The organism is Brachybacterium sp. J153, assembly GCF_036311905.1.
Taxonomy (GTDB): Bacteria; Actinomycetota; Actinomycetes; order Actinomycetales; family Dermabacteraceae; genus Brachybacterium.
On record NZ_JAZDCH010000017.1, the window covers coordinates 86042 to 111580 of the forward strand.

A 25539-nucleotide genomic window follows, 5' to 3' on the forward strand; every position below is an offset into this window, starting at 1 on the left:
CGAATCTATGCCATTCGGCCACCTGAAGTGACCAGCAAGGTGAACAAGCGTCCGCCCCGACTCGCCAATATACAGCGAGATCTCCGCGTGCTTTCGTGAAGAGTCATCTTCATAGTCAATATCTACGAACTGACGCGTTTCTCTCCCTGAGAGCCAGCACTGAACAGACAGATGGAATCCGCTGTCGCGCACATCAAATTCAATAAGATCGGGATTCACATAGACTTCCGCTCCCGCCCGGACACAGTTCTTCGCATCGTCCAGCGTGAGGCCAGAGTCCTTCAGGCGAAGCAATTCACTATCGGGATGACGAAGAAACTCGAACCCCTCGCCGCTCAAAGAGCCTCTAGGGATCGCGCAGTGAGCAGATCCTAGTGGCCGAGCCTGTTCAAAGCGCTCGACCGCGACGGCAAATGTCTCTGACCGTTCCCGGGCACGTCGAGTTCGTTTACTCGCCATCCTGCCTCCATCGGTTCTCTATTAGGTAATCATCCCCGGCTGCCCTCGGGTGCTCCAGAGTAGACTTCGAGGTCCCTCGCGCTCGGGACTCTCCGGTCCAGAATGCTTCATAGCAATGAGCAACTCATTCAGATCTTTCAGAAAGTTCGTCAACTTCAAAAAGAACTCGGCCCATCGGAATACTGATACCGATGTACGCGTCATCCTCGTCCGAGCCCTCGTGATACACATACGCCTCATGTGAAGCCAGTTGGCGAGGGGCGAACTGATCAGTGATCATTGCGAGAGTCCGCGATAACAGTGATTCGAGGTCTCCCTCGAGCGCGACCTCGTCAGTTGCTGTACCACTGGCACTGAAAGTAGCGTGAATCGCCACCCCCAGCGCACCGTCGTTTGCCTTATCGAGGTCACCATCAGAGCCCACGAAATCATCCTCCACCCAGTCTTGTTCGCTCACGATGAGGCGCGCCTCATATGCGGCGTTCTCAATCCTCTCGAGAGCCACCGCTGCACATTCGATGTCAGCGGGGTCGGATAATTCCTTGAGGGCCCCTTGCAGGACCCCGACCCGATCATTGATGAAGATCAACTCTGCCATCAGGTCGTTAATAGCCACGTCGTCTCCAGGATCGTTTCTCCTCAGGCTGATGCCGGGCACTCCGCGAGCGGTATTCGCGCCCACTCGCAGCCCCGTCGCTGCTCCACCCCTCCGACGCCGGAGATTGAGCACATCATGCGGCCGACGGTCAGCTACCGCTCAGAAACACCGGTCACGGAAAGATCACGATCCCCCTGACTCCCCTCCCGAAGGACAGCACCGGACGGCAATCGACTCCGCGGTCGGCTCCACCACCTGACCATCGCGCACGGGGGTTCCACCCGTCGGACCCCGCGTCTACGCTCGCCGTGAGCGCCCGGCACCGAGCCGGCGCCGATGCCGAGGAGGACGTCCGCCATGCCCGCAGCACTGCACCCGTACCTCAACTTCGACGGCAACGCCCGCGAGGCGTTCGAGTTCTACGGTGAGGCCCTCGGGGCCACGCCCCAGTTCGCCACCTTCGGCGAGTTCCAGGCCGTCCCGGCCGATGATCCCGCGGCGGACAAGATCATGCACGGCTCCCTCGAGGTGACCGATCTGATCCGCCTGTACGTCTCGGACGTCGTGGAGGGCATGGGCGAGCACAAGCCCGGCACCAACGTCACCCTCTCCCTCATGGGCGACGACGAGGCGGTGCTGCGCAGCGCCTACGAGAAGCTCTCCGTCGGCGGCGAGATCACCATGCCGCTCGAGAAGCAGATGTGGGGCGATACGTACGGCTCCTTCACCGACCGTTTCGGGATCGTGTGGCAGGTCAACATCTCCGGCGCCGAGAGCTGACCCTGTGACCGACCGGCCCGATCGCGACGCGCTCTCGGAGCTGCTGGCGCAGGAGCGTCAGCGCACGCAGGAGCGCGTCGCGTCGCTGCGACGGGACTACCGCTCGATCGTCGACGGCATGGAGCTGACCTCGACGGACGACGAGCACGATCCTGAGGGGGTGACCACCGCCGTGGAGCGCTCCCGGCTGGAGGCCCTGCTGGACGCGGCCGAGCGGCACCTGCTGGAGCTCGACGCCGCCGACAAGCGCCTGGCGGACGGCACCTACGGTCGGTGCGTCTCCTGCGGCACCGAGATCCCGCTGGCTCGGCTGCGGATCCGTCCGGCCGCGTCGACCTGCGTGGACTGCGCGGGGTGAGCCGCTCGGCGGCTTCGCCCGGGGATATCGGCTTGGCCCCTTCGGCGTGGGCGCCGACGGCCAACTCCCGGACCCACGCCGCCCGCGTCGCCCGTCAGGAGGCCGGCACCAGCACCTTCTTCCTCGCGTCCGCCCCGGAGCTCGCGAGCGGGTTCGTCGGCTCCGCCGAGATCCGCTGGGACGGGAACGCGACCCGGATGTGCCGCTGGCTGACCGAGCAGCTCCCCTCACGTACCCGCGCGCACCATTGCGCGCTGTGCTTCCACTCCTGGAAGCACAGCGCGCAAAGCCGTGGCCGGGGGGCGGGGGCCGCGGTCCGGACGGGGCCTCGGTCAGCCCAGGCGGGGGTGGCCCGTCAGCCGTTCCGCCGCACGGGCCGCGTGAGCTGGGCGGGCGCGGCGGCGCGGCGGGTGGATCCGGTCTCGCGCACCCGCTCGAGCGCCTCGCGCAGATAGGGCAGGGCGAGCTCGACCCGGCCATGGCCGGCGGCCTGCAGCAGCTCCTCGCCGATCAGCCGGGCACGGTGCACCCCCGCCGCCCGGGTGTCCAGGCCCAGGCGGTCGGCGACGTCGCCGGCGGCGCTCGGACCCTCGTCCTCGAGCATCGCCTGGAGGTAGTCCATGCGCCGCCCGGTGACGTCCCGGAGGGCGGGGCCGTGGACGTTGACCACCATCGCGTCGACCGTGGCGGCGCGCGCGGCGTCGACGTCCTCGATCTCGATCGTGCTCGCCTCGCCCGCCCGGGCCCAGGCTTCCGCGCCGATCACCTGGATGAGGTACGGGTAGCCGTGGCTGATCTCGCCGGCCCGCACCGCGGCCTCGGGGGTGATGGTCCGGGAGGTGTCGGCGACGGTCTGCCGGATCACCTCGGCGGCGGTGCCGACGTCGACCGAGCTGATGTCGATCCGGTGGGCGCGGCGCAGGAAGGTGGTGCCCGGGTGGGCGAGCAGCTCGTCGACGCCGGTGCGGATCCCCGCGGCGAGGAAGCCCGCGCCGTGGCCCGACCCGATGAGGTCCTGCAGGTGCTGGGTGACCTCGCGCAGCTGGGCATGCTCCGCGGACTGCACCTCGTCGACACTCACCAGCAGTCCCCCGCCGGCCCGGGTGAGGAGGGCGGCGAGGCGCTCGAGGAGGCGGCCCAGCGGCACTTTCTCTCCGGCGTAGCGGTCGACGAACTCGACATCCGCCCCGGCGCGCACCCCGAAAGCCCCGCCCTCGGCGGAGGTGGCGCGCATCCTCTCCGCCTCCGGGTCGACCTCGCGCAGCAGGTCCACGGCGCCGCCCCGCAGCTCCTCGACCATCGAGGCCGAGGAGGTGTGGAGCACCAAGGTGCGCCAGCCGGCGCGTGCGGCCACCTCGCGCAGCTGCCCGAGCAGCACCGTCTTGCCGACGCCGCGCGCGCCGGCGATCAGCACGGACCGCTCGCCGGCGCCGCGCCGACCGGCGAGCGCGGCCGCGAAGTTCTCGACGGGGGTGCCCTGCAGGGCGAGGACGCGCGGGACGAGGCCGAAGCCGGGGGTGAAGGGGTTCCGCTCGGCACCGCCCGGGGCGGCGGGGCTCGACGGCCCGGTCTGCGGACGGTCTCCGCGGGAGCTGCGGGGCATCGGGCCTCCTGGGGCGGGATCGGGGCGGGTCGAGCCTATCGAGGCGGGCCGACGCTCGACCGGCTCCCGAGGGCCGACGCGCGGCGCTCTACGATCGGGGGATGACCGCCGACGCTCCCGCCGCCCCTCGCTCCGCCTACATCGACGCGACCGCCGGGATCGCCGGGGACATGCTTCTCGCGGCGCTCGTGGACGCGGGCGCTGATCTCGACGCCGTGCAGGGGGTGCTCGATGCGCTGGTCCCGGGCTCGGTGCGCTTCGTGCGCCGGAGGGTGGACCGCGGCGGGCAGAGCGCGACCAAGGTCGACGTGGAGGTGCTGGTCGAGGATCCTCCGCACCGCACCTGGTCCTCGATCCGGGCCCTGCTCGAGGGGGCCCGCGGCCGCGACGACGTTCCCGCCCGCACCATCGACCTGTCCCTCGCGGTGTTCGGGCGACTCGCCGACGCCGAGGGCGCGACCCACGGAGTCCCCGCCGGCGAGGTCCACTTCCACGAAGTGGGGGCGCTGGACTCGCTCGCGGACGTGATCGGGGCGTGCGAGGCCTGGCGGCAGCTGGGCATCGAGGGCGGGACCGGGAGCGTGCTCGCCGTCGGCAGCGGCCGGATCCGCGCCGCGCACGGCGACATCCCGGTGCCGGTGCCCGCGGTGGCGCGGCTCGCGCTCGGCTGGCCGACGGTCGCCGGCGAGATCCTCCCCGCCCGCGGCCACGGTCACTCCCACGCTCACGGGCACTCCCACGATCACGACCACGGGCACACGCACGCCGACGGGAGCGGTCACTCCCACGGTCATTCCCACGCTCACCCGCACGACCACGCGCACCCTCACGATCACGGCCACAGCCACGCGCACCCCGCCGTCGAGGTCCCCGCCTCGGACGCCGCAGTGGCCGCGCACGAGCACCCGGCGTCCGCCGAGGAGGCGACCCTTCCCGCGCACATGGCCGGCGGCCCGCACGAGCACGGCGGGCGGCGGGTCCCCGCGGGCGTCGCCCCCGGCATCGGCGAGCTCGCGACCCCCACGGGCGTGGCGCTGCTGCGCGGGCTCGCGGCCACCGCGGGCCCGCAGCCGGCGATGACCGTGCTCGCCCTCGGGGTGGGCGCGGGCACCAAGGACACCCCCGGTCGGCCGAACGTGGTGCGGGTCCTCGTCGGCACCGCCGGTGCGGCGAGACCCGTCGCCTCCTCGAGCCCCGCCGCGGTCTCGGGCTCCGTCGCCGCGGCGGACGCCCACGACACCCCCACCGCCGCCGTGCAGCTCGAGGCGAACGTCGACGACCTCGACCCGCGCCTGTGGCCTGGCGTGATCGAGGACCTGCTCGACGGCGGCGCGCTCGACGCCTGGCTGACCCCGATCGTCATGAAGCACGGCCGGCCCGCGGTCACGGTCCACGCCCTGGTCCGCGAGGAGGCGGTCGAGGCAGCATCGGTCCTGCTCATGGACCGCACCGGCAGCCTCGGCGTGCGCCGCCACCGCGTCGAGCGGACCATCCGCACCCGCTCCTTCGAGAGCGTCGAGGTCGACGGGCACCGGATCGCGGTGAAGGTCGCCCGCGACGCCGACGGGAAGATCGTGCGGCGCGAGCCCGAGTTCCGGGACGTCGCCGCCGCCGCAGCGGCAGCCGGGGTGAGCGAGCGCGAGATGCTGGCCCGCGCCCGCGCCGCCGCGGACGGCTGACCCGACTCGCCGTCGGACCTCGCCGATCCGCTGACGGGACGCGTCGCGCGGCCCATACTGGAGTGACGCGACGTCGCTGCGAGGAGGACCCCATGCCCGCCCTGTCCGAGGCGATCACCCTGGCCATCACGGAGGCCCGGAAGGCCCCCAACGGCCGTCACGCCGAGATCCTGATCCACGACGGCCCGCTGCGGCAGACCGTCATCGCGCTCCGCCAGGGCGTCTCCCTCGGCGAGCACAACTCCCCGCCCGCCGCCTCGATCCAGATGATCCGCGGGAAAGTGCGCATCACGGGCGAGGACCCGGTGGTGCTCGAGACGGGGCACGTCGAGGCCCTCACCCATCACCGTCACGGCGTGGAGGCGCTCGACGACTCCGTCTTCCTGCTGACCACGGTCACCTCGGTGCCGGGCACCGAGAGCCACGGCGGGCCCGGAACCCGCACCGGCGAGATGATGCCGGTGGCCGTCGACCACGTGGACGACTGACCACCGGCATCCCCGTCGGCCGGGCGTCGCGCGACCCCGCGCGAGCCGCCGCTCAGGCGGTCCCGGCCCGTGCTCCCCGCTGCCCCAGCCGCTGCCAGGTCTCGACCACGGTGTCCGGGTTCAGCGAGAGCGAGTCGATGCCCCGGTCCACGAGCCATTGGGCGAGGTCCGGATGGTCGCTCGGCCCCTGCCCGCAGATGCCGACGTACTTCCCGGCGGCGTGGCAGGCCTCGATCGCGCGCTGCAGCAGGAAGAGCACCGCGGGGTCCCGCTCGTCGAACCGCTCCGCGACCAGCGCCGAGTCGCGGTCCAGGCCCAGGGTCAGCTGCGTGAGGTCGTTCGAGCCGATGGAGAAGCCGTCGAAGTGCTCGAGGAACTCCTCGGCCCGCAGGGCGTTCGCGGGGATCTCGCACATCATCATGACCTCGAGCCCGTTCTCGCCGCGCACCAGGCCGTGGGAGGCGAGCAGGTCGATCACCGCCCGCCCCTCCTCCGGGGTGCGCACGAAGGGGATCATGAGCTTGACGTTCGCAAGCCCCATCACCTCGCGCACGTGGCGCAGCGCCTCGGCCTCCAGCGCGAAGCACGCCGCGAAGTCCTCGGAGACGTACCGGGAGGCGCCCCGGTAGCCGAGCATCGGGTTCTCCTCGCGCGGCTCGAACGCGTCCCCGCCCAGCAGGTTCGCGTACTCGTTGGACTTGAAGTCGCTCATCCGCACGATCACCGGCTCGGGGGCGAAGGCCGCCGCGATCATCGAGACGCCCTCGGCGAGGCGGCGCACGAAGAACTCCCGCGGCCCGGGGTAGGCGGCGATCCGCTCGCGCACCCGCTCGGCGAGCTCGGGCCGATCCCGATCGAGCCGGTCGAGCTCGAGGAGGGCGCGGGGGTGGATGCCGATCTGCCGGTTCACCAGGAACTCGAGCCGCGCGAGGCCCACGCCCTGATGCGGCAGCCGGGAGAAGGAGAAAGCCTGCTCCGGATTGCCGACGTTCATCATGATCCGGGTGGGGATCTCGGGCATCGCGTCGACCTGCGCGGTGGTGACGGTGACCGGCAGCCTCCCGGTGTAGACGTAGCCGGTGTCGCCCTCGGCGGCGGAGACGGTGACCTCCTCGCCGTCGCGCAGGGTGCCCGTCGCGCTCCCGGTCCCGACGACGGCGGGGATCCCCAGCTCGCGGGCGATGATCGCCGCGTGGCAGGTGCGTCCCCCGCGGTCGGTGACGATCGCGGCGGCCCGCTTCATGATCGGCTCCCAGTCGGGGTCGGTCATGTCCGCGACCAGCACCTCGCCGGGCCGGAAATCGTGCATCTGCTCGAGGGAGGCCAGCACGCGCACCGGTCCCGCGCCGATCCGGGCCCCGATCGCGCGGCCCTCCGCGCGCACCTCACCCCGTTCCTCGAGCCGGTGCTTCTCCACGGTGGATCCGGCGCGGGACTGCACCGTCTCGGGGCGCGCCTGCAGGATGTACAGCCCGCCATCCGCGCCGTCCAGGCCCCACTCGACGTCCATCGGCCGGCCGTAGTGCTCCTCGATGATCAGCGCCTGCCGGGCGAGGTCCAAGACCTGCTCGTCGGTGAGCGAGAACCGCCGCCGACGGACCGGCTCGACCTCCACGAACTCCGTGGTCCGGCCGACGGTTCGATCGGCGGTGTAGACCATCGCGGTCGCCTTCTCGCCGACGCTCCGGGCCAGGATCGCGGGCCTCCCCTCGCGCAGCGCGGACTTCAGCACGTAGAACTCGTCCGGGTTGACCGCTCCCTGCACCACCCCCTCTCCGAGGCCGTAGGCGCTGGTCACGAACACGGCGCCGGGGAAGCCTGACTCGGTGTCGACGGTGAACAGCACGCCGCTCGCCCCGAGGTCTGAGCGGACCATCCGCTGCACCCCGGCGCTCAGCGCCACAGCGGCGTGGTCGAAGGCGTGGTGGACGCGGTAGGCGATCGCGCGGTCGTTGTAGAGGGAGGCGAACACCTCGCGGATCGCCGTGAGCACCGCGTCGATGCCGCGCACGTTCAGGAAGGTCTCCTGCTGGCCGGCGAAGGAAGCGTCCGGCAGGTCCTCGGCGGTCGCGGAGGAGCGCACCGCGAACGAGACCTCCGCCCCGCTGCCGGCGGCGAGCGTCTCGTAGGCGGTGCGGATCTCGTCCTCGAGGGCGGCGGGGAGCGGCTGCTCGATCACCATGCGGCGGATCTCGGCCCCCGCCTCGGCGAGCGCGATCGTGTCCTCCACGTCGAGGTCCCGCAGGCGGGCGTCGATCCGGTCGGCGAGGCCGGTGCCTGCGATGAGCTCCCGGTAGGCGTCGGCCGTGGTGGCGAAGCCGTCGGGGACCTGGACGCCGAGGGCGGTGAGATGGGAGACCATCTCACCGAGGGAGGCGTTCTTCCCGCCGACCTGCTCGAGATCGTCGAGGCCGAGCTCGGAGAACCATCGGATGCGCTGCGTCATTGCTGCTCCTGGGGTGGGGGTGGGGGTGAGATGGGGCCGGGAGGTGGGGTGGGGACGGGCGGACGGTCTCGGCGGCCGGGCCTCAGCGGGGCGGGACTCCGCGCTGCTCGAGGCTCTGCAGGATCAGGGCGGACATCTCCTCGACGGACCGCGTCGAGGAGTCGACGACAGGGATGGAGTGCGTGGAGCAGACCCGTCGGGCGCGGCTGAGCTCCCAGCGGGTCTGTGCGAGGGAGGCGTAGCGGGAGCCGGGCCGGCGCTCGGCGCGCACCTCGGCGAGGCGCTGCGGCGAGGTCACCAGGCCCACGCAGCGGGCGGCGAGGCGCCGGATCGACTCCGGCAGCACCTCCGCCTCGAGGTCCTCGTCGATCAGCGGATAGTTCGCGACGAACAGGCCGTGCTGGAGGGCGAGATACATGCTGGTGGGGGTCTTGCCGCAGCGGGAGGGGCCGATGAGCACGAGATCCGCCTTCTCGAGCGCCCGGATGGACTGCCCGTCATCGTGCTCGATCGCGAACTCGACCGCCGCCATGCGCCGGTTGTAGCGGTGCACGTCGCCGACGCCGTGGAGCCGGGCCGGGGCGTGGTCGCCGTGGACGCCGAGGCGCTCCTCGAGCCGTGTCAGCGGTTCGGTCACGAGGTCCATCACGAGCGCGCGGGTGGTGAGCAGCTCGGCCCGCACCGCGTCGTCGACGACGGTGAGGAAGACGATCGCCCCGTCCGCCGCATCGAGCCGTGCCCGCACCTCCCGGGCCTCCGCGGCGGTGCGCACGAAGGGGATCACGCGCCGCTCGAAGGGGACGCTCGGGAACTGCAGCAGCAGCGCGTTGCCCATGGTCTCGGCGCTGATGCCGGTCGAGTCGGACACGAAGAAGACCGGCACCGGGGCGTGCGGGCGGTCGTCCTGCGGCTGGGCGAGGGCCATGCGGCATTCCCTCTCGCGTCGGGTCCGGCGCGGGGCCGGGGCACGTCGTCGTGCTGCGGCCAAGGTACCGACGCGACGGCCGACGGGGCCGTCGCGGGCGGGACAGTGGCGCGCCTCACGCCGCTCGTGCGCGAGGGCGCGGAGATGCACGCTCACTCGGCCCGGAATGTGCAGACGGGGCGCGCGGCCGGGTGGCCGCGCGCCCCGTCGGGCGGAGGATCCGCGATCAGGCCGCGGCGCGCGAGTCGTCGCGGATCTGCCCCACGAGCTCCTCGAGCATGTCCTCCAGGGTGACGATGCCGATCACCGCGCCGGAGGCGTCGGTGGCCGCGCCGAGATGCGCCCCGGAGGCCTGCATCTGGGCGAGCGCCTGACGCAGCGGCTGGTCCGCGCCGATCCGCGGCAGGCCGCGGATGCGATGGGCGGGGATCGGCCGGTCGCGGGCTTCCTCGGAAGCCTCGAGCACGTCCTTGATGTGGATGTAGCCCACGAGCGCCCCGTCGGCCGCCTCGACCGGGAAGCGGCTGAAGCCCTCCACGGCGGCGACCTCCGCGGCGGCGGGGGTCACGCCCTCGGGCAGGGTCGAGACCCGGCCGCGCGGGATGACGAGGTTCGCGACCGAGCGCCCCTCGAAGGACAGCGCCCCGAGCAGCAGGGCCTCGTCGTTGTCCTCGAGCAGGCCGCCCTCCTTGGACTCGCTGACCATCGCGGCCACCTCGTCCCGGGTGAACACGCTGGTGACCTCGTCCTTCGGCTCGACGCCGAGGATCCGCAGCACCAGGTTGCCGAGGCCGTTGAAGGCCCACAGCAGCGGGCGGAGGACCGTCACGATGCCCAGCAGGATCGGGCCGAGGATCAGCGCCATCCGCTCGGGGCCGGCGAGCGCGATGTTCTTGGGGACCATCTCGCCGAAGACCACGTGCAGGTAGGTCACGAGGGACAGGGCGATCACGAAGGCGATCGGGTGCTGGAGGGCCTCCGGCACGCCGATCCACGCGAAGGGGACCTCGAGCAGGTGCGCGATCGCGGGCTCGCTGATAGCGCCGAGCGCCAGCGAGCAGACGGTGATGCCGAGCTGGGCGCCCGCCATCATCAGGCTGACCTGCTCCATCGCGCCGAGGGTGCGCTTCGCGGCCCAGTTCCCCTCGAGGGCCTTCGGCTCGATGATCGAGCGGCGGGCGGAGATCAGGGAGAACTCGGCGCCGACGAAGAAGGCGTTGGCGAGCAGCAGCACGAGCGTGAGGGCGAGTCCGGTGAAGTCGCTCATCGACGCGCCTCCTTCGACTCGTCACGGCCGCCCCGGTCCTGGCGAGCACCGCGGCCCTGCTTCTCGGATCCCTCGGCCCCGTCGTCGTCCTCGTCCGCGGGGACGGGCTCGACGCTCAGGTGGAGGGTCTCGATGCGCAGGCCATCGACCTCGGTCACCGCGATGCGGACCCGCGCCGGGTCCTCACCGGGGGCGGGGTCGGTGTCGACCACGACCTCGTCGCCGACCTCCGCGAGGCGTCCGAGCTCCATGGTCACGAGGCCGCCGAGGGTGTCGTAGTCCTCGTGCTCGGGCACGGTGACGCCGAGCCTCTCGGTCGCCTCGTCCGGCCGGGTGCGGGCGTCGAAATCCCAGGAGCCGTCGGCCTCGGGGGCCGGGTCGGTCTCCTCGTCGTGCTCGTCGCGGACCTCGCCGACGATTTCCTCGACCAGGTCCTCGAGGGTGATCAGGCCGGCGTGGTCGCCGAACTCGTCGATCACCACGGCCATCTGCAGGCCGCCGCCGCGGAGGGTGTCCATCAGGTCGTCCAGCGGCACGGTGTCGGGCACGAAGGTGGCCGGCCCCATGACGGCGGCGACGGTGGTGGTGGGTCGCTCGGCGAAGGGCACGGCGAGGCCGTGGCGCACATGGGCGACTCCGGCGATCTCGTTCTCCGGGTCCAGGACCGGGAAGCGGGAGTGCCCGCTCTCGCGGGCGAGGTCCAGCAGGTCCTGCACCGAGTCGGTGGTCTCCAGGACGTCCATGCGGCCGCGCGGGACCATCGCGTCGTGGGCGCGCCGGTCGCCGAAGGCGAGGGTGCGCTGCACGAGCGTCGCGGTCTCCGCGGGCAGGGCGCCCTCGTCGGCGCTGCGGCGCACGAGGGCCGAGAGCTCCTCGGCGCTGCGGGCCGAGCCGAGCTCCTCCTGCGGCTCGACGCCGAGACGGCGCACGATCGCGTTCGCATTGCCGTTGAACAGGCGGATCGGCCAGCCGAGGACCTTCGTGAACATCCGCTGGAAGCCGACGACGGCCTTCGCGGTCTCGAGGGGACGGGCGATCGCGAGGTTCTTGGGGACCAGCTCGCCGAAGATCATCGTCATGCCCGTCGCGAGCACGAGGGCCAGGGCGACGGACACCGAGCGGGCGGCGACGGGGGCGAGGCCCCAGCCCTCCAGCGTCGGCGACACGATCGCGGCGATCGCCGGCTCGGCGAGGAAGCCGATGCCGAGGTTGGTGACGGTGATCCCCAGCTGCGCTCCGGAGAGCTGCGTGGAGAGGGTCCTCATGCCCTCCAGGACGCCGCGGGCCCGCTTGTCGCCGGAGGCGGCGGCCGCCTCCACGTCGTTGCGGTTGGCGGTGATCAGGGAGAACTCGGCGGCGACGAATCCGCCGCAGGCGGCGATGAGCAGGAGCCCGATCGCGAGGGAGACGAGGGGGCCGATCAGATCCATGGCCGGATCCCCCCGCGTGTGATGTAAGAGTGCAGGCCCGAAGGCCTGGGACTGTCACTGGGGGCGTCGCTGGCGGCGCTCATGATCTCCTGGTGCTCCTCATGGCCCGACCGCATCTCGGTCGGGACTGAGGGAATGCTACAGCCCGCTCCCTGCGTGCGGGCCCCGGGCCGGAGCGCTGTGGAGGACGCCTCGCGGGAGGCGGTGCACGGCCCGGTTCAGCGCGCTGCGCCGTCCCCGCCGAGCTGCCGCTGCACGAAGCCGATGATCTGCGCGAGCTCCTCCTCGTCGATGCCGTGGCCGAGCTGCGGGCGCAGCACCTCCTCGACGTCGGTGTGCTCGCGGAGGAAGGTGCGCACCTCCTCGTCGGCCGCCGGCCCGAACAGGGGGTCCTGGCCGCCGTGGCCCCAGAGCACCGGCGGGCGGGCGGCGGCGAGCGCGGCGTCCCCCGGCATCGGGGCGGGGAAGGGCCTCCCGGAGAGCTGGACGATCCAGTCGAGGGCGCGGGTGTCGCGGCGCAGCAGCTGGAGGGAGAGCATCCCGCCCTGCGAGAAGCCGATCGCGCCGATCACGCGACCGGGGGCGGTGCGCGCGATCCAGCCCTCGACGGCGGCGGCCGCCTCCTGCAGCAGGGAGGGATCGGCGGGGTCCACGGGCGGCGGCGCGGACCAGGCGAAGCCGGCGCCGCAGCCGAAGACGCCACGCAAGGACGCGTAGACGACGTCCCGCGGGAGGGCGGGGGCGAGGCCGAGCAGATCGCCCTCGTGGGAGCCGAGGCCGTGCAGCAGCAGGACCACGCGGTCGTCCTCGCGGGGCGGATGCGGGAACCAGCGCACGGCGGCGTCGTCGATCGCCGACGGGGCGGGGGTCAGGCGGGTCACCGGCGGGAAGCTCACGGAGGTCACGAGCGAAGCGTAGTCCGCGTGGCGGCGCCGCCGATCCGCGCCCGGACAGGGGCGAACCCGCAGGGTGCGCGGTGCGCATGTCGGCTGGACAAGGGCCGACCCCTGCGGGTCCGGGCAGCTCGGGTGGATTCGCTGCGGTCCGTCGATCTGGGGGCCCGCTGATGCGGGTCAGAGTCGAGGGGTTGCCTCAGCGGCGAGCCACCTCACGAGTCCGAAGGTCATTCATTCCTCGGATCACCTCCTTTCGATGTGCCTCCACCGTAGACCCGGGGCGGCAGCGCGGGCAATGGATTTATGGCCGGGGCGTTTACGCAGGCCGCAGACCTGACAGGATGGTCGGCGGCGATCCGCGCCGACTCGCGCTCCGACCCTGTCGCCCCGCGCCGCCGACGACGCCGTGCTCGCCGAGGAGATCGCCGACCTGCGGATCCACCCCCTCTCCCTGCCGCCGCTCGCGCTGGTGAACACCCACTGGTTCCACGCCGACTCCCTCGCTGAGCACTACGGCGTGCCGGTGTTCTCGGAGCGGCACTGGGAGCTGATCGAGGCCTTCCTCGCCTCCGCCGTGGACATGGGCGTCACCTCCGTGCTCATCCCCTCCTGGACGCCGCCGCTCGACACGGCGGAGGGGCATCGCCGGCCGACGGTGCAGCTCGTGGGCATCGCCGAGGTCGACGGCGAGTACGTCCTGGACATGACGAACCTGGACGGCTGGCTCGACCTCTGTCGCCGGCTCGGGATCACCTGCCTCGAGATCGCGCACCTGTTCACCCAATGGGGAGCGCGCGCGACCCCGGCGATCGAGGTCGGGACGCCGGGCGGCCCCGAGCACCGCTTCGGCTGGCACGTCCCGGCGACCGATCCCTCCTACCGTCGGCTGCTCGAGACGCTGATCCCCGCGCTGCGCACCCATCTCGCCGAGCACTGGGAGGGGCGGGTGCTGTGGCACGTGTCCGACGAGCCCTCGGCGGAGCACCTCGACGCCTATCGCGCAGCGAAGGACCAGGTCGCGGATCTGCTGGAGGGCGCCGAGGTGGTCGACGCGCTGAGCTCCCTCGAGTACGCCCAGCAGGGCCTGGTGGACACCCCGATCGTCGCCACGGACCACGTCGAGCCGTTCCTCGCCGCCGGGCACCGGCCGTGGGTCTTTTGCTGCGTCGCCCAGAACCGGGAGGTCGCGAACCACTTCATCGCCCTGCCCTCGGTGCGCTCCCGGGTGCTCGGCCGGCAACTGTTCGTCTTCGACGCGCCCGGCTTCCTGCACTGGGGCTACACCTTCTGGTGGTCGCAGTTCGCGCTGCGCCCGATCGATCCGTTCGCGGACACCTGCGCGGGCGGCGTCTTCTACGGCGGGGACGCCTTCGCCGTCTACCCGGGGCCCGACGGCACGCCGTGGCTGTCGCTCCGCCATCGGGTGCTCGCCCAGGCCATGTGGGATCACCGGGCCCTGACACGTCTCGCGGAGCTCACGGACCGCCCGACGGCCGCGGCGCTCGTCGACGAGGGACGGACGCTCACATACTCGTCCTTCTCCTATGACGTCGAGGAGCACCTGCGGGCGCGTCGGGCGGTCGACGAGCGGATCCTCGCGGCGACGGCCTGAGCCGCGCCGCGGGGGTCACTCCAGCGGGGCGCCGGGCTGCGCGGCGGGCCCGGCCGTCGCGGCGGGCCCGGCCGTCGCGGCGGGTCCGGCCGTCGTCGCGGGCTTCCGGCTCTCGAGCTTCGCGAGCTGCCGCGCCGCGGCGTCCCGGCCGCCGAGGCCGAAGGCGAGGACCGCGGCGGCGGCGGCACCGATCACGAGAGCGCCGAAGGCCATCTCGATGATCGAGTCGGCCACGCCCATCGACTGCAGGCCCATGGCGGTGAACAGGATGATGACCGCCCAGCGCACCACCGTGGAGACGGTGCCGGAGAGGATCTTCCCCAGGATCGTGGCGAGGAAGAAGCCCACCGCGATGATCGCGCCGCCGAACAGCACGTTCCCGCCAAGAGCGAGGATCTCGCTGAGGAACGCGGTGATCTGCGGGAAGCCGAGCACCTGGGCGCCCATCACGGCGAAGAACAGCACAACGGCGATCTCGAGGACGCGCAGCACGGTGGGCACCACGGAGGAGCCCGCGGGGAGGATCTCCTGACGGGTCAGCCAGGTGTCGATGCCCGAGCTCTCCAGGAGCGGACGGAACAGGCCCGAGACGAAGCGGGCGATGAGCACGCCGATCGCGACCAGGGCGGCGGCCGCGATGATGTTCGGGATCGCGGTGAACACGGCGGTGAGCATCGCGGAGGCCGGCTCGGAGATCGAGGCGATGCCGAGGATCTGCAGCGCGGCGATCGAGACCACGATCATGATCAGCGCGAACACGACCTGGGAGAGGATCTCCGGGAGCTTGGAGGGCTGACCGGGGGCCCGGCCCTGGGCGGGCTGACCCGGCACGCCGGGCTGCTGCGCGGCGGGATGCTGCCCGGCGGGTTCCGCGTGCGGGGCGGCGGTCGCCCCGCCGGTCGCACGGTCGATCCCGGACCGGGCGGTGCCCAGCAGCTTCCCGAAGTCGACCGTCGAGAGCGCCGTGCGGATCAGGGCGCGGGCGATCTTCGCGATCGTCAGGCCGATGATGAACACGAAGAGGGCGCCGATGATGTTCGGGACGTAGCCCAGGGCGCTCTCGAGCATCACCACGACGGGCGAGAGCACCTGCGAGAGCTGGAAGATGCCCAGCACCATGATCAGGCCCAGCAGCCACACGATCATCGAGGCGATCGCCCCGATGGACGCGCCGAGCCCGGCGCCGTCGACCCCGGGCTTCTGCAGAGCGGGGATCTTCTGGGTCAGTCTGGCGACCGCACCCTTGACCACCATGGCCAGGATCGCGGTCACCACGAGGATGACGATGGCGGCGAGGACCTTCAGTCCCAGCTCCGCCCAGTTGACGCTCGATAGGAAACCCACGGGGTCCTCCGATGCTCGGGGAATGGATGGAGACCGTGACCGGTCTCACAGTCAGCATTCACCACTCTCCGAGCCAGGTCCAGAGCCGCAGGTGAGAGGGGTGCCGGCGGTCCCCCTCAGGTACCGCAGAAGGTCAGGAAACGATCTCCGCCCTCCTCGGGCCCCTCGAGATGTGCCAGCCCGGGTCTGGCCTCGAACGGTGCGGAGACCGCGTCCAGGAAGGTGAGCACCGGGCCCGGATCACCGAGGTGGGCGGCGCGCAGCGCCGTGTCCAGCTGCACGTTGCGCGGCACGTACAGCGGGTTCGCCCGCGCCGCGGGCCCGTCGGCCGACGGGTCGTGCAGCGCCTCGTGCCGCGCGGCCCAGGCGCGGAAGGGCTCGGGGTCGGCGAACAGCGCCTCGGCCCCGCCCGCCGAGAGGGCGCGGAAGAACCCCGTGTGGTCCACCGACTGCGCCTCCATCAGGACGAACAGGTCCTCCCCGAGGGCGAGCACCTCGTCCTGCCCGCCCGTGACGCCGAGCTTCGCGGCGAGTCCGCGGGCGCGCGCCGCGAGGTACGCGGGCTCGAAGCCCTCGAGCACCTCGGTCGCCGCGTCGACGGCATGCTGCGGGTCCTCGGCGTCGATCACCGGCAGCAGCGCCTCGGCGAAGCGGGAGAGGTTCCACAGCGCGATCCCGGGCTGGTTGCCGTAGGCGTAGCGGCCACTGCGGTCGATCGAGGAGAAGACCGCCTGGTCCCGGTGGACGTCGAGGAACGCGCACGGCCCGTAGTCGATCCCCTCCCCGGAGAGCGCCATGTTGTCGGTGTTCATCACGCCGTGGACGAAGCCGAGCAGCATCCACTGCGCGACCAGCTCGGCCTGCGCGCCGGTGACCGCGGCGAGCAGCCCGAGCGGACCGTCGGCCGACGGGTGGTGGCGGGTGATCACGTGGTCGACGAGGCGCCCGGTGACCTCCGGGCCGTGATGCCAGGCGGCGGCCTGCACCGTGCCGACGCGCAGGTGGCTCGCGGCGACGCGCACCAGCAGGGCGCCCGGCTCCGGCGTCACCCCCTGCCGCGGCGCGATCCGCTCCCCGGTGGTGAGCACGGCGAGGGCCCGCGTCGTCGGCACGCCTGTGGCGTGCAGGAACTCGCCGATCACGGCCTCGCGCAGCATCGGGCCGAGCGGCGCCTTCCCGTCCCCGGCGCGGGCGAAGGGGGTGCGGCCGGAGCCCTTCAGGTGCAGGTCGACCCGGCGGCCGGAGGTGTCGACCAGTTCGCCGAGGAGCACAGCCCGGCCATCGCCGAGCTGCGGGTTCGCGCTGCCGAACTGATGGCCGGCATAGGCCTGGGCGATGGTGCCGTCGATCTGCCCGGTGAGCAGGGCCATCCCCTCCGGACCGCGCAGCCGGCCGAGGTCCAGCCCGAGCTCCGCGGCGAGGGGCTCGTTCAGCCACACGATCTCCGGGTCCGGCGGGAGGTCCGCGCGCCACGGCACGCACAGCTCGGGGAGCGCCTGCGCGTAGGTCTGCTGCAGCGGGAGCATGGCCACCTCCTGATCCCCTCCAGGCTACGTGCCCGCCGCGTAGGCTCGTCCCCATGACGCAGCGCACCACGTACCTCCTCGTCGACGGCGAGAACATCGATGCCACCCTGGGGAGCTCGGTGCTGGGCCGTCGGCCCCAGCCGGAGGAGCGGCCGCGCTGGAACAAGCTGCTGCAGCATGCGGAGTCGGCCTGGCAGCAGGAGGTCAAGGGCCTGTTCTTCCTCGCCGTCTCAGACAGCCTGCCGCTCAACTTCGTGCAGGCGCTCATCGCGCTCGGCTACACCCCGGTGCCGCTGCGCGGCGAGGGCAAGGTCGTGGACATCGCGATCCAGCGCACCGCCGAGGCGCTCGTCCCGCGCGAGGCGGACGTCATGCTGGTCAGCCACGACAGCGACTTCGTCCCGCAGATGGAGGCGCTCGCGGAGGACGAGGAGCGGCGCACCGCGATCGTCGGCTTCACGGAGTTCATGTCGGGGGACCTGCGCGAGATCCCGGGCGTGGAGCTGCACGACCTCGAGTACGACGTGCAGGCCTTCACGAGCCGCCTGCCGCGGGTCCGCATCATCGAGATCGACGAGTTCGACCCGCTGGAGTTCATCCTCTGAGCCGGACGGGCCGGCGGGGCGGCGCGGGCGGGGCTAGGCCCCGCCCGCAGTCGGGGCCCGGTGGCCGTCAACGCCCGGTCGACCGTCGGGGCCCGGTCGGCTGTCACGGCCCCGTCGGCGGGCGCCGACCCGTCGGTTGTCGTCGGCCACTGCCGCGCCCGCCACCCGGACGACGAAAAACCCCGGCTCACCTGGGTGAACCGGGGTTTCTCCGCGGTGCGCAAGGGGGGACTTGAACCCCCACGCCGTTTCCGGCACACGGACCTGAACCGTGCGCGTCTACCAATTCCGCCACTTGCGCGTGGCTCCGGCACCGGGTGCCATACACACCGAGACCGAAGATTCCCCTAGGTTACCCTCCGAGAACCCCGGCCCCAAACCGCCGGGCCGCACAGTGACGAAGACCTCTCAGCGCATCGACTCCGCTTCCTCGAAGGCCTCGTCGATGTCCCGCGGATCGACGCGTCGACGCCCCACGACCAGGTAGAGCAGGCTCGCCACGATCACCGCCGGGACGCCCACCATCGCCGCGACCTGCATGCTCGGCCGCACGGCGACGGTCGCGAGCACGGCCAGCAGACCCACCAGACCCACCACGGCGGTGACCGAGCCGCCCGGCATCCGGAAGGTCGCCCCGGTGATCCCGCGGCGTCGGAAGGAGAGGAAGGTCAGCAGGATCAGCACCCACACCAGGATCACCGCGAAGACGACCAGGCTCATCATGTAGCCGAACACGCCGCCCACCCCGGAGAAGGCCAGTAGCGCCGCACCGATCAGGCCCACCGAGCTCAGCGCGATGCCGACCGCCGGCACCTTCCGCGCGGTGGTGTGCGCGGCGAAGCGAGGAGCGAGCCCGTCGGAGGCGAGGGAGTGGATCATCCGGCTGCCCGCGTACAGGTTCGCGTTCGCCGCCGAGAGCGCCGCGATCAGCACCAGCAGGTTCGTGACATGGGCGGCGCCGGGCACCCCGATCCGGTCGAAGACCATCACGAACGGCGAGGTCGCGACCTCGCCACCGGTCCCAGCGGCCTCCCGCCACGGCACCAGGCACAACACGATCCCGATGCACAGGACGTAGAAGAAGGCCAGACGCACGATCGTGGTCCGTGCGGCAGTGCGGATCGAACGCGCCGGATCCTTCGCCTCAGCGGCCGTGATCGACAGCAGCTCGATGCCGCCGAAGGAGAACATCACGACCGAGAGCGCGACCCACACACCGCTCCAGCCCATCGGGGCGAAGCCCCCGTCGGCCGTGAGCTCGACGAACCCCGCGGCCGGTGCGCCCGGCACCCCGACCAGCACGAGTGCCGCGCCGATCAGGAGGAAGACCAGCACCGCGATCACCTTGATCGAGGACAGGAAGAACTCGACCACGCCGAAGGAGCCGACGCTGAACAGGTTGATCCCGATGATCACCGCCGCGAACAGCAGGATCCCCGCCCAAATCGGCACGCCCGGGAGCCAGTACGCGAGGTAGGCAGCGCACGCGACGAGCTCCGCCCCCGTCACGCACACGGTGACGATCCAGTACAGCCAGCGGCTGAGGTAGCCCCAGAACGGGGACAGGTAACGGGCGGCGAGGGTGCCGAAGCCGCCGCGCACCGGGTGGCGCGAGGCCATCTCGCCCATCGACAGGGCCACGGTCGCCGCGATCAGGGAGCCGAGCGCGAAGGAGACGATGACCGCGGGGCCGGCGTAGCCGATCGCCTCGCCGGAGCCGAGGAAGAGCCCGGTGCCGAGGGCAGAGCCCATGGCGATCATCGCCATCTGGCCATGGCCGAGGGTACGGGCGAGGCCCTGGTGGTCGTCGGAGGGGACCGACGTGGAAGTGGGGGTCGGGGAGCTCACCCGCACGAGGATAGGCGAGGCGCTCTCGCGGACCGGGATCGGACCTCCCGGTTGCCGGGCGCCAGGCGGGGCGGGGCGGGGGCCGAGGGGTGGGCCGGGGGTGGGGCTGGCCGGGCCGAGGCCGGAGCCGGGGCCCGGCCAGGTCGACACTGTCGGCTGGCGAGCCAGATCCGCGGTCGTTCTGGCTCGTGAGCCGACACTGTCGACCTCGCCCCGCCCGCCGCGGCGCCCCGCCGGGCATGACAATGGCCCGTTTCTCAACCATTTCTGAGGCGAAAGTGGTTGAGAAACGGGCCATTGCGCGGGCCCTGGACGATCAGGCCGGTGCTGGACCGTCTGATCGCCTGCCGCTCGTACTCCACTCGGCGGAGTACGCCGATCAGGCCTTGGACGAGCCCTTCGCGGCGACGACCTGGATGAGCAGGTTGGCGAAGATGTCGTCGTGGAGACGGACGGTCGCCTTGTGCTCGCCGAGCGCACGGATCGGGGCGGGGAACTCGACGGTGCGACGGTCGATGTCCTTGTCGAACGCCGACTTCACGCCCTCGGCGACCTCCTTGGAGGCCACGGCGCCGAAGAGGCGGCCGTTCTCGCCGGCGCGCTCCGCGATGACGACGGGCTTCGACTCCAGGGTCGCCTTGAGCGCCTGGGCCTCCTCGAGCGAGGCGATCGCGCGCTTGCCACGGGCGGCGCGGATCTGGTCGAGCTGGCGCTGGCCGCCCTTGGTCCACGGGGTCGCGAGACCGCGGGGCATCAGGAAGTTGCGCGCGTAGCCGTCCTTGACGTCGACGACGTCACCGGCGGTGCCGAGGCCGGAGACCTCGTGGGTGAGGATGAGCTTGGTGGTCATGTCTACGCCTTCCTCGCTCAGCGACCGGAGGTCGAGTAGGGCAGGAGCGCGATCTCGCGGGCGTTCTTCACGGCCTTCGCGATCTTGCGCTGCTCCTGGACGGAGACGCCGGTGACCCGACGGGCGCGGATCTTTCCGCGGTCGGAGATGAACTTGCGCAGCAGCGCGGCGTCCTTGTAGTCGACGGTCTCGAGACCGGCGGCCTTCAGCGGGTTCTGCTTCTTCTTCGGCTTGCGAAGAACAGGCTTGGCCATCGTGGTGCTCCTTCTTTCTGAGGGGAGCCCGGGCATGGACCCGGGATGGAGTGGATCAGTGTCGTGCATCGACCGGCGCGGGGCCGGTCAGACCGGTCGGGGACCGATCAGAAGGGAGGGTCGTCGTACCCGCCCTGGTTGCCGCCGCCGGCCCACGGGTCGGCGTCGGGAGCGCCCTGCGGCGCATTGTTGTAACCGCCCTGCTGACCGCCGTAGCCGCCCTGGCCGCCGCCCTGCTGGCCGCCGCCGTAGCCGCCCTGGCCACCTCCCTGGTTGCCGCCGCCGAAGCCGCCGCGGCCTCCGCCGCCGCCTCCGCGCTGGACCTTGGTGGCCTTCGCGGTGGCGTAGCGCAGGGACGGACCGATCTCGTCGACGTCCAGCTCGACCGAGGTCCGCTGGTTGCCGTCACGGTCCTGGTAGGAGCGCTGCTTGAGACGGCCCTGCGCGATGACGCGGGAGCCCTTCTCGAGCGACTCGGCCACGTTCTCCGCGGCGTCGCGCCAGATGGAGCAGCGGAGGAACAGCGCCTCGCCGTCCTTCCACTCGTTCGACTGACGGTCGAAGGTGCGGGGGGTGGACGCGATGGTGAACGACGCGACGGCCACACCGGACTGCGTGAAGCGCAGCTCTGGGTCAGCGGTCAGGTTGCCGATCACGGTGATGACGGTGTCGTTCGCCATGGGTGCTCCTCTGCTCCGGGGTCGGATGGGGTGGTGCGCTGGTCAGCGACGCGAGGTCACTTGGCGTCGAGGCGCATGAGCTTGGTGCGCAGCACGGACTCGTTGAGTCCCAGCTGGCGGTCGAGCTCCTGAGCGGTCGCCGAGGTGGCGGTGAAGGTGAGGACGATGTAGATGCCCTCGGACTTCTTGTCGATCTCGTAGGCGAACTTGCGCTTGCCCCAGACGTCGACGTTGTCGACGGTGCCGCCCTCGGCCGGGACGACCTGGACGAGCTTCTCGAACGTAGTGCTCACGGTCCGCTCGTCGACGGACGGGTCGAGGATCACGACCATTTCGTACTTGCGCATGTCTGGTACCCACCTCCTGTGGTCTCTGCGGCCACGGTCTCTCCGTGGCAGGAGGGTTCATGCCATCCGGGCGCGGCATCGGCGATGCGCGGCACGGACCGACCCAGCCTACCCGGCACCGTGATCTGCGGCCAGGGAGCGCCGACGGGTGCGCGGCGCATCACAGGGCCTGCGTCTGCGACGCCCCACGCCTCGACGTCCGCTCCGTCCCCACGATCGCGCGCGCCCCACCGTGGGCGGACGACCAGCGCCGATGAGCGCTGCCCGGCCCGGGCCCCGCGGAGGGACGCGAGTCGCCCGGTGCTCAGGCCCCCGCGGGGAACCGCTCCCAGACGCGGTGGTTCCCGAGCAGGGCGATGATCTCGCCGAGCACGCTCTCGCCGTCCTCGCCGGCCACGAGCCCTGCGCCGCCGGGCGCGGTGCGCGCCTCGAGCGCCTCGCGGCCGGGGCCCCAGGCGCCGATCGCCTTCGCGTGGCGCCAGCACTCGTCGATCAGCTTGCCCACCCGCGGCTCGACCTCGCCGTTCCCGGGCGCGCCGGCCTTCGAGTCCACCGACGGGCGGGAGTCCGGGGCCAGGAGCGGGTTGCCGGCGAGCAGCAGGGCGTCCACCTCGACGGAGGCGGCGGTGCCGAGCGTGCGAGCCACCGGCACTCCGGCGACCTCGCCGCCGCGCGGCGCGATGACCAGCGGGGTCATCGAGGCGGCGACGATCGCCTCGTGCAGCTCCAGCAGGCCCGCGTTGTCCGCCTCGGGGTCGACGACGATGCCGATCTTCCTGCCGTCGACGGGCCAGCTGCCGCCGAGCTGGGACAGCGGTGCGCTGGTTGCCGGCCCCTCCTCGGACCCGTCGGCCGGGACCGTCGGCTCCGGGGCGGGCAGGCCGAGGGCCGAAGCGACCCGCGCGCAGAGCTCGCCGTCGATGTTCGCCAGGCTCTGCAGCTGGCGCTCCTTGATCGTGTTCTCGTAGCACTTGCCGAGCTCGAAGGAGTACGCGTCGACGATGTGGTCCTTCTCGACCGGCGTCATGCTGCGCCAGAACAGGCGGGCCTGGCTGAAGTGGTCCTCGAAGGTGGCCGAGAGCTCCCGCTCCTTCACCCCCTCGGGCACCCGGACCGGCAGGTCCTCGAAGGCGCCGTCCATCTCGCCCGCCATGAACGGGCAGCCCCCGTCCAGGGAGTTCGGCTGATAGGGCGCGACACCGGCGTGGTCGCCCTGCTGGCCGTAGCCGTCCCGGAGCATGTCGTTGACCGGGGCGTGCGCACGGTTGATCGGCAGCTGCGCGAAGTTCGGCCCGCCGAGCCGGGTGAGCTGGGTGTCGACGTAGGAGAACAGCCGCACCTGCAGCAGCGGGTCGTCGGTGACGTCGATGCCCGGCACCAGATGCCCGGGGTTGAAGGCGACCTGCTCGGTCTCGGCGAAGTAGTTGCTGGGGTTGCGGTCCAGGGTGAGACGGCCGATGGGCTGCACCGGCGCCAGCTCCTCGGGCACGAACTTCGTGGGGTCCAGCAGATCGATGCCCTCGAAGCTCTGCTCCTCGTTGTCGGGGAACACCTGGATCCCGAGCTCCCAGCTGGGGTGGGCGCCGGACTCGATCGCATCGGCGAGGTCGCGGCGATGGAAGTCCGGGTCGTTGCCGCCCAGGAGCTGCGCCTCCTCCCAGGTCAGCGAGTGCACGCCGAGCTGAGGCTTCCAATGGAACTTCACCAACGAGGTCTCCCCGGCAGCGTTCGCGAGCCGGAAGGTGTGGACCCCGAAGCCCTCCATCGTCCGGTAGGACCGCGGGATGCCGCGATCGCCCATGAACCACAGGGTGTGATGCTGGGCCTCGGTGTGCAGGGAGACGAAGTCCCAGAAGGTGTCGTGCGCGCTCTGGGCCTGGGGGATCTCCCGATCGGGATGGGGCTTGGCGGCGTGGACGACGTCGGGGAACTTGATGCCGTCCTGGATGAAGAACACCGGGATGTTGTTGGCGACCAGGTCGAAGGTTCCCTCGTCGGTGTAGAACTTCGTGGCGAAGCCGCGCGTGTCCCGGGCGGTGTCCATCGAGCCGCGCGAGCCGACGACGGTGGAGAAGCGGGTGAACACCTCGGTGCGCTTCCCCTTGGCGAGGAATCCGGCCCGGCACACGGGCTCCGCGGTGCCGTACCCCTCGAAGACGCCATGGGCGGCGGCACCACGGGCATGGACCACTCGTTCCGGGATCCGCTCGTGGTCGAAATGGGTGATCTTCTCGCGCAGGTGGTGGTCCTGCAGCAGCACGGGGCCGCGCCGGCCCGCCTTCAGCGAGTGGTCGGTGTCGCGCAGCCGTGCTCCCTGCGAGGTGGTCAGGAAGGCACCCTGCTGGGCGTTCGTGCTGCGCTCCGGGCCCGGCTCGGCGCCGGTGGGCGTGCGCGGCTGCGCACCCTCCTGATCGGGCTTCGGCGGGAGGGGCCCGTCCGGTGTGGTCGGCTCCTCGAGCTGGGGCGGGCGGCTGCCGGGCCGGCCGGGAGCGGGGGTGGGGGTCTTCTTCGGAGGGGTCATGACGTGTCTCCTCGGGGATTTGCGCGGATCGTCGCTGACGCCGGTCACGGTAGGCGTGTACGCGGCGGACCGACAGTCGCCCGAGCGTTCGTGCAGGGCAGTGCGCAGAACGATCGGTCCGGCATGGTGCCCTCGCCGCGAACAACGCGCTGCGGGAGGAGTTCACCCTCGTGGACGCCGTCCTGATGCTGACCGAGATTCCCCGGCTGTCCCACGGCAGGCCGGAGATCGCGAAGCTCATCCCCAACCATCACGCCGCCTCACTCTCGTATCCCACTCTCGGGGTCCTCGGGAGGCGGCGGCTCATCGCGCTGTTCATGTCCTGCGTGCTCCGACTCGTCGACAACGCGCCCGAGGAGGAGCGGGAGCGGTACGACCTGCGATGGAACCGCTGGTTGGAGCCGGAGGCGGCGGAGGACGCCGCTCGGTACCTGCACGCGCACACGCTCACCGGCGTCCCGCGCACCGTGCTGGGGATGGTGGCGACCAACGCCCCTTGGCGCACGGCGCCCCAGCTCTCCTCGGCACTTGCCGCCGCCTCCGCCGCCGGGGCGTTCGGCGTCTTCTACAGCTACATCTGGCAGATGTCCGCCGCGCTGTCGACAGGCCGCCCGGTGATGATCGGCCTGCTCGCGATCACCTCGATGGTGGTGTGGCTGCTGCTGAGCAACGGCCTCTGGGAGCGCGCGAGCCATGCGGAGCCTGCCGAGGTCCTCGTGTACTACAACCTCTCCACCGTGCTCACCTTGTTTCTGCGCGTGCTCGCTCTCTACCTGTCGCTGTTCGCGCTGATCCTCGCGGCCGGTCTGGTGGTGATCGATCCGGACTTCATGGCGCAGATCGTCCAGCGGCCGGTGGATCTGTCGAACTACGTGGACATCGCGTGGCTGAGCGCCGCGATGGGGGTGGTCGCCGGCGGTCTCGTCACGAGCTTCGACGAGTCGACGGACCTGCGAAGGCTCACCCACGGGAGGCGTGAGATGTCACGCCGCCGGCAGGACGAGGACGACCGCTGAGCCGCCC

General features: G+C 71.7%; 22 protein-coding genes and 1 tRNA gene. 7 read left to right on the forward strand and 16 right to left on the reverse strand.

The window, feature by feature from the left end; genetic code table 11:
* Window positions 1-583: 583 nt before the first annotated feature.
* Window positions 584-1075: a hypothetical protein gene (locus V1258_RS08785; protein ID WP_329749289.1), complete on the reverse strand. Its 492-nt coding sequence runs from the start codon at window positions 1073-1075 to the stop codon at window positions 584-586.
* A 339-nt stretch (window positions 1076-1414) separates the two neighbouring features.
* On the opposite strand from V1258_RS08785, the gene V1258_RS08790 reads away from it, so the two are divergent.
* Both V1258_RS08790 and V1258_RS08795 read left to right on the forward strand, forming a co-directional pair.
* The gene (locus V1258_RS08790; RefSeq protein ID WP_329749290.1) at window positions 1415-1837 is read left to right on the forward strand and encodes a VOC family protein; all 423 of its coding nucleotides are present in this window, start codon (window positions 1415-1417) and stop codon (window positions 1835-1837) included.
* Between the two features lie 4 nt (window positions 1838-1841).
* On the forward strand, window positions 1842-2195 hold the full coding sequence (locus V1258_RS08795) for a TraR/DksA family transcriptional regulator (RefSeq protein WP_329749291.1): 354 nt from the start codon (window positions 1842-1844) through the stop codon (window positions 2193-2195).
* 355 nt (window positions 2196-2550) lie between these two features.
* Here V1258_RS08795 and V1258_RS08800 read toward each other — a convergent pair whose 3' ends face one another.
* On the reverse strand, window positions 2551-3798 hold the full coding sequence (locus tag V1258_RS08800) for an AAA family ATPase (RefSeq protein WP_329749292.1): 1248 nt from the start codon (window positions 3796-3798) through the stop codon (window positions 2551-2553).
* 101 nt (window positions 3799-3899) lie between these two features.
* Between V1258_RS08800 and V1258_RS08805 the strand changes: the two genes are divergently transcribed.
* Together V1258_RS08805 and V1258_RS08810 are read left to right on the forward strand one after the other, a co-directional pair.
* Complete coding sequence (locus V1258_RS08805) at window positions 3900-5477, forward strand: LarC family nickel insertion protein (protein ID WP_329749293.1); 1578 nt, start codon at window positions 3900-3902, stop codon at window positions 5475-5477.
* A gap of 92 nt (window positions 5478-5569) precedes the next feature.
* Entirely contained in the window at window positions 5570-5965 is a 396-nt protein-coding gene (locus V1258_RS08810) for a hypothetical protein (protein WP_329749294.1), read from the forward strand.
* A 52-nt stretch (window positions 5966-6017) separates the two neighbouring features.
* On the opposite strand, the gene ppsA is transcribed toward V1258_RS08810, so the two are convergent.
* From ppsA to V1258_RS08835, 5 genes are all read right to left on the reverse strand, one after another.
* Window positions 6018-8411, reverse strand: coding sequence for a phosphoenolpyruvate synthase (gene ppsA / locus V1258_RS08815; protein WP_329749295.1), 2394 nt, complete (start codon window positions 8409-8411; stop codon window positions 6018-6020).
* An 82-nt stretch (window positions 8412-8493) separates the two neighbouring features.
* Window positions 8494-9336, reverse strand: a complete 843-nt coding sequence (locus tag V1258_RS08820) for a pyruvate, water dikinase regulatory protein (protein ID WP_329749296.1) — start codon at window positions 9334-9336, stop codon at window positions 8494-8496.
* Window positions 9337-9562: 226 nt separating this feature from the next.
* On the reverse strand, window positions 9563-10603 hold the full coding sequence (locus tag V1258_RS08825) for a hemolysin family protein (protein ID WP_329749297.1): 1041 nt from the start codon (window positions 10601-10603) through the stop codon (window positions 9563-9565).
* Complete coding sequence (locus V1258_RS08830; protein WP_329749298.1) at window positions 10600-12033, reverse strand: hemolysin family protein; 1434 nt, start codon at window positions 12031-12033, stop codon at window positions 10600-10602. Before V1258_RS08830 ends, V1258_RS08825 begins: the two co-directional genes overlap by 4 nt.
* Before the next feature lie 218 nt (window positions 12034-12251).
* On the reverse strand, window positions 12252-12938 hold the full coding sequence (locus V1258_RS08835; protein WP_329749299.1) for an alpha/beta hydrolase: 687 nt from the start codon (window positions 12936-12938) through the stop codon (window positions 12252-12254).
* Between the two features lie 397 nt (window positions 12939-13335).
* On the opposite strand from V1258_RS08835, the gene V1258_RS08840 reads away from it, so the two are divergent.
* The gene (locus V1258_RS08840) at window positions 13336-14541 is read left to right on the forward strand and encodes a DUF4091 domain-containing protein (RefSeq protein WP_329749300.1); all 1206 of its coding nucleotides are present in this window, start codon (window positions 13336-13338) and stop codon (window positions 14539-14541) included.
* A 15-nt stretch (window positions 14542-14556) separates the two neighbouring features.
* Here the strand turns inward: V1258_RS08840 and V1258_RS08845 are convergent, their stop codons facing one another.
* Complete coding sequence (locus V1258_RS08845) at window positions 14557-15885, reverse strand: mechanosensitive ion channel (RefSeq protein ID WP_329749301.1); 1329 nt, start codon at window positions 15883-15885, stop codon at window positions 14557-14559.
* Between the two features lie 116 nt (window positions 15886-16001).
* A complete protein-coding gene (locus tag V1258_RS08850) occupies window positions 16002-17411 on the reverse strand; it encodes a protein adenylyltransferase SelO (protein ID WP_329749302.1) in 1410 nt (469 codons plus the stop codon).
* 53 nt (window positions 17412-17464) lie between these two features.
* Between V1258_RS08850 and V1258_RS08855 the strand changes: the two genes are divergently transcribed.
* Window positions 17465-18016: an NYN domain-containing protein gene (locus V1258_RS08855; protein ID WP_329749303.1), complete on the forward strand. Its 552-nt coding sequence runs from the start codon at window positions 17465-17467 to the stop codon at window positions 18014-18016.
* Window positions 18017-18233: 217 nt separating this feature from the next.
* On the opposite strand, the gene V1258_RS08860 is transcribed toward V1258_RS08855, so the two are convergent.
* The 7 genes from V1258_RS08860 to V1258_RS08890 all read right to left on the reverse strand — a co-directional run bounded on the left by V1258_RS08860 (window position 18234) and on the right by V1258_RS08890 (window position 24516).
* A tRNA-Leu gene (locus V1258_RS08860) sits at window positions 18234-18317 on the reverse strand.
* Between the two features lie 107 nt (window positions 18318-18424).
* Window positions 18425-19864 (reverse strand): amino acid permease, encoded by a 1440-nt coding sequence (locus V1258_RS08865; protein WP_329749304.1) that lies wholly within the window; start codon window positions 19862-19864, stop codon window positions 18425-18427.
* A gap of 379 nt (window positions 19865-20243) precedes the next feature.
* Entirely contained in the window at window positions 20244-20714 is a 471-nt protein-coding gene (gene rplI, locus V1258_RS08870; protein WP_329749305.1) for a 50S ribosomal protein L9, read from the reverse strand.
* 17 nt (window positions 20715-20731) lie between these two features.
* Window positions 20732-20968 (reverse strand): 30S ribosomal protein S18, encoded by a 237-nt coding sequence (gene rpsR, locus V1258_RS08875; RefSeq protein WP_010533203.1) that lies wholly within the window; start codon window positions 20966-20968, stop codon window positions 20732-20734.
* Between the two features lie 107 nt (window positions 20969-21075).
* A complete protein-coding gene (locus tag V1258_RS08880; RefSeq protein WP_329749306.1) occupies window positions 21076-21648 on the reverse strand; it encodes a single-stranded DNA-binding protein in 573 nt (190 codons plus the stop codon).
* Window positions 21649-21704: 56 nt separating this feature from the next.
* Entirely contained in the window at window positions 21705-21995 is a 291-nt protein-coding gene (rpsF, locus tag V1258_RS08885; protein WP_329745952.1) for a 30S ribosomal protein S6, read from the reverse strand.
* Window positions 21996-22299: 304 nt separating this feature from the next.
* Window positions 22300-24516, reverse strand: a complete 2217-nt coding sequence (locus tag V1258_RS08890) for a catalase (RefSeq protein ID WP_329749307.1) — start codon at window positions 24514-24516, stop codon at window positions 22300-22302.
* A gap of 170 nt (window positions 24517-24686) precedes the next feature.
* Between V1258_RS08890 and V1258_RS08895 the strand changes: the two genes are divergently transcribed.
* Window positions 24687-25532, forward strand: coding sequence for a hypothetical protein (locus tag V1258_RS08895; protein WP_329749308.1), 846 nt, complete (start codon window positions 24687-24689; stop codon window positions 25530-25532).
* Window positions 25533-25539 lie beyond the last annotated feature (7 nt).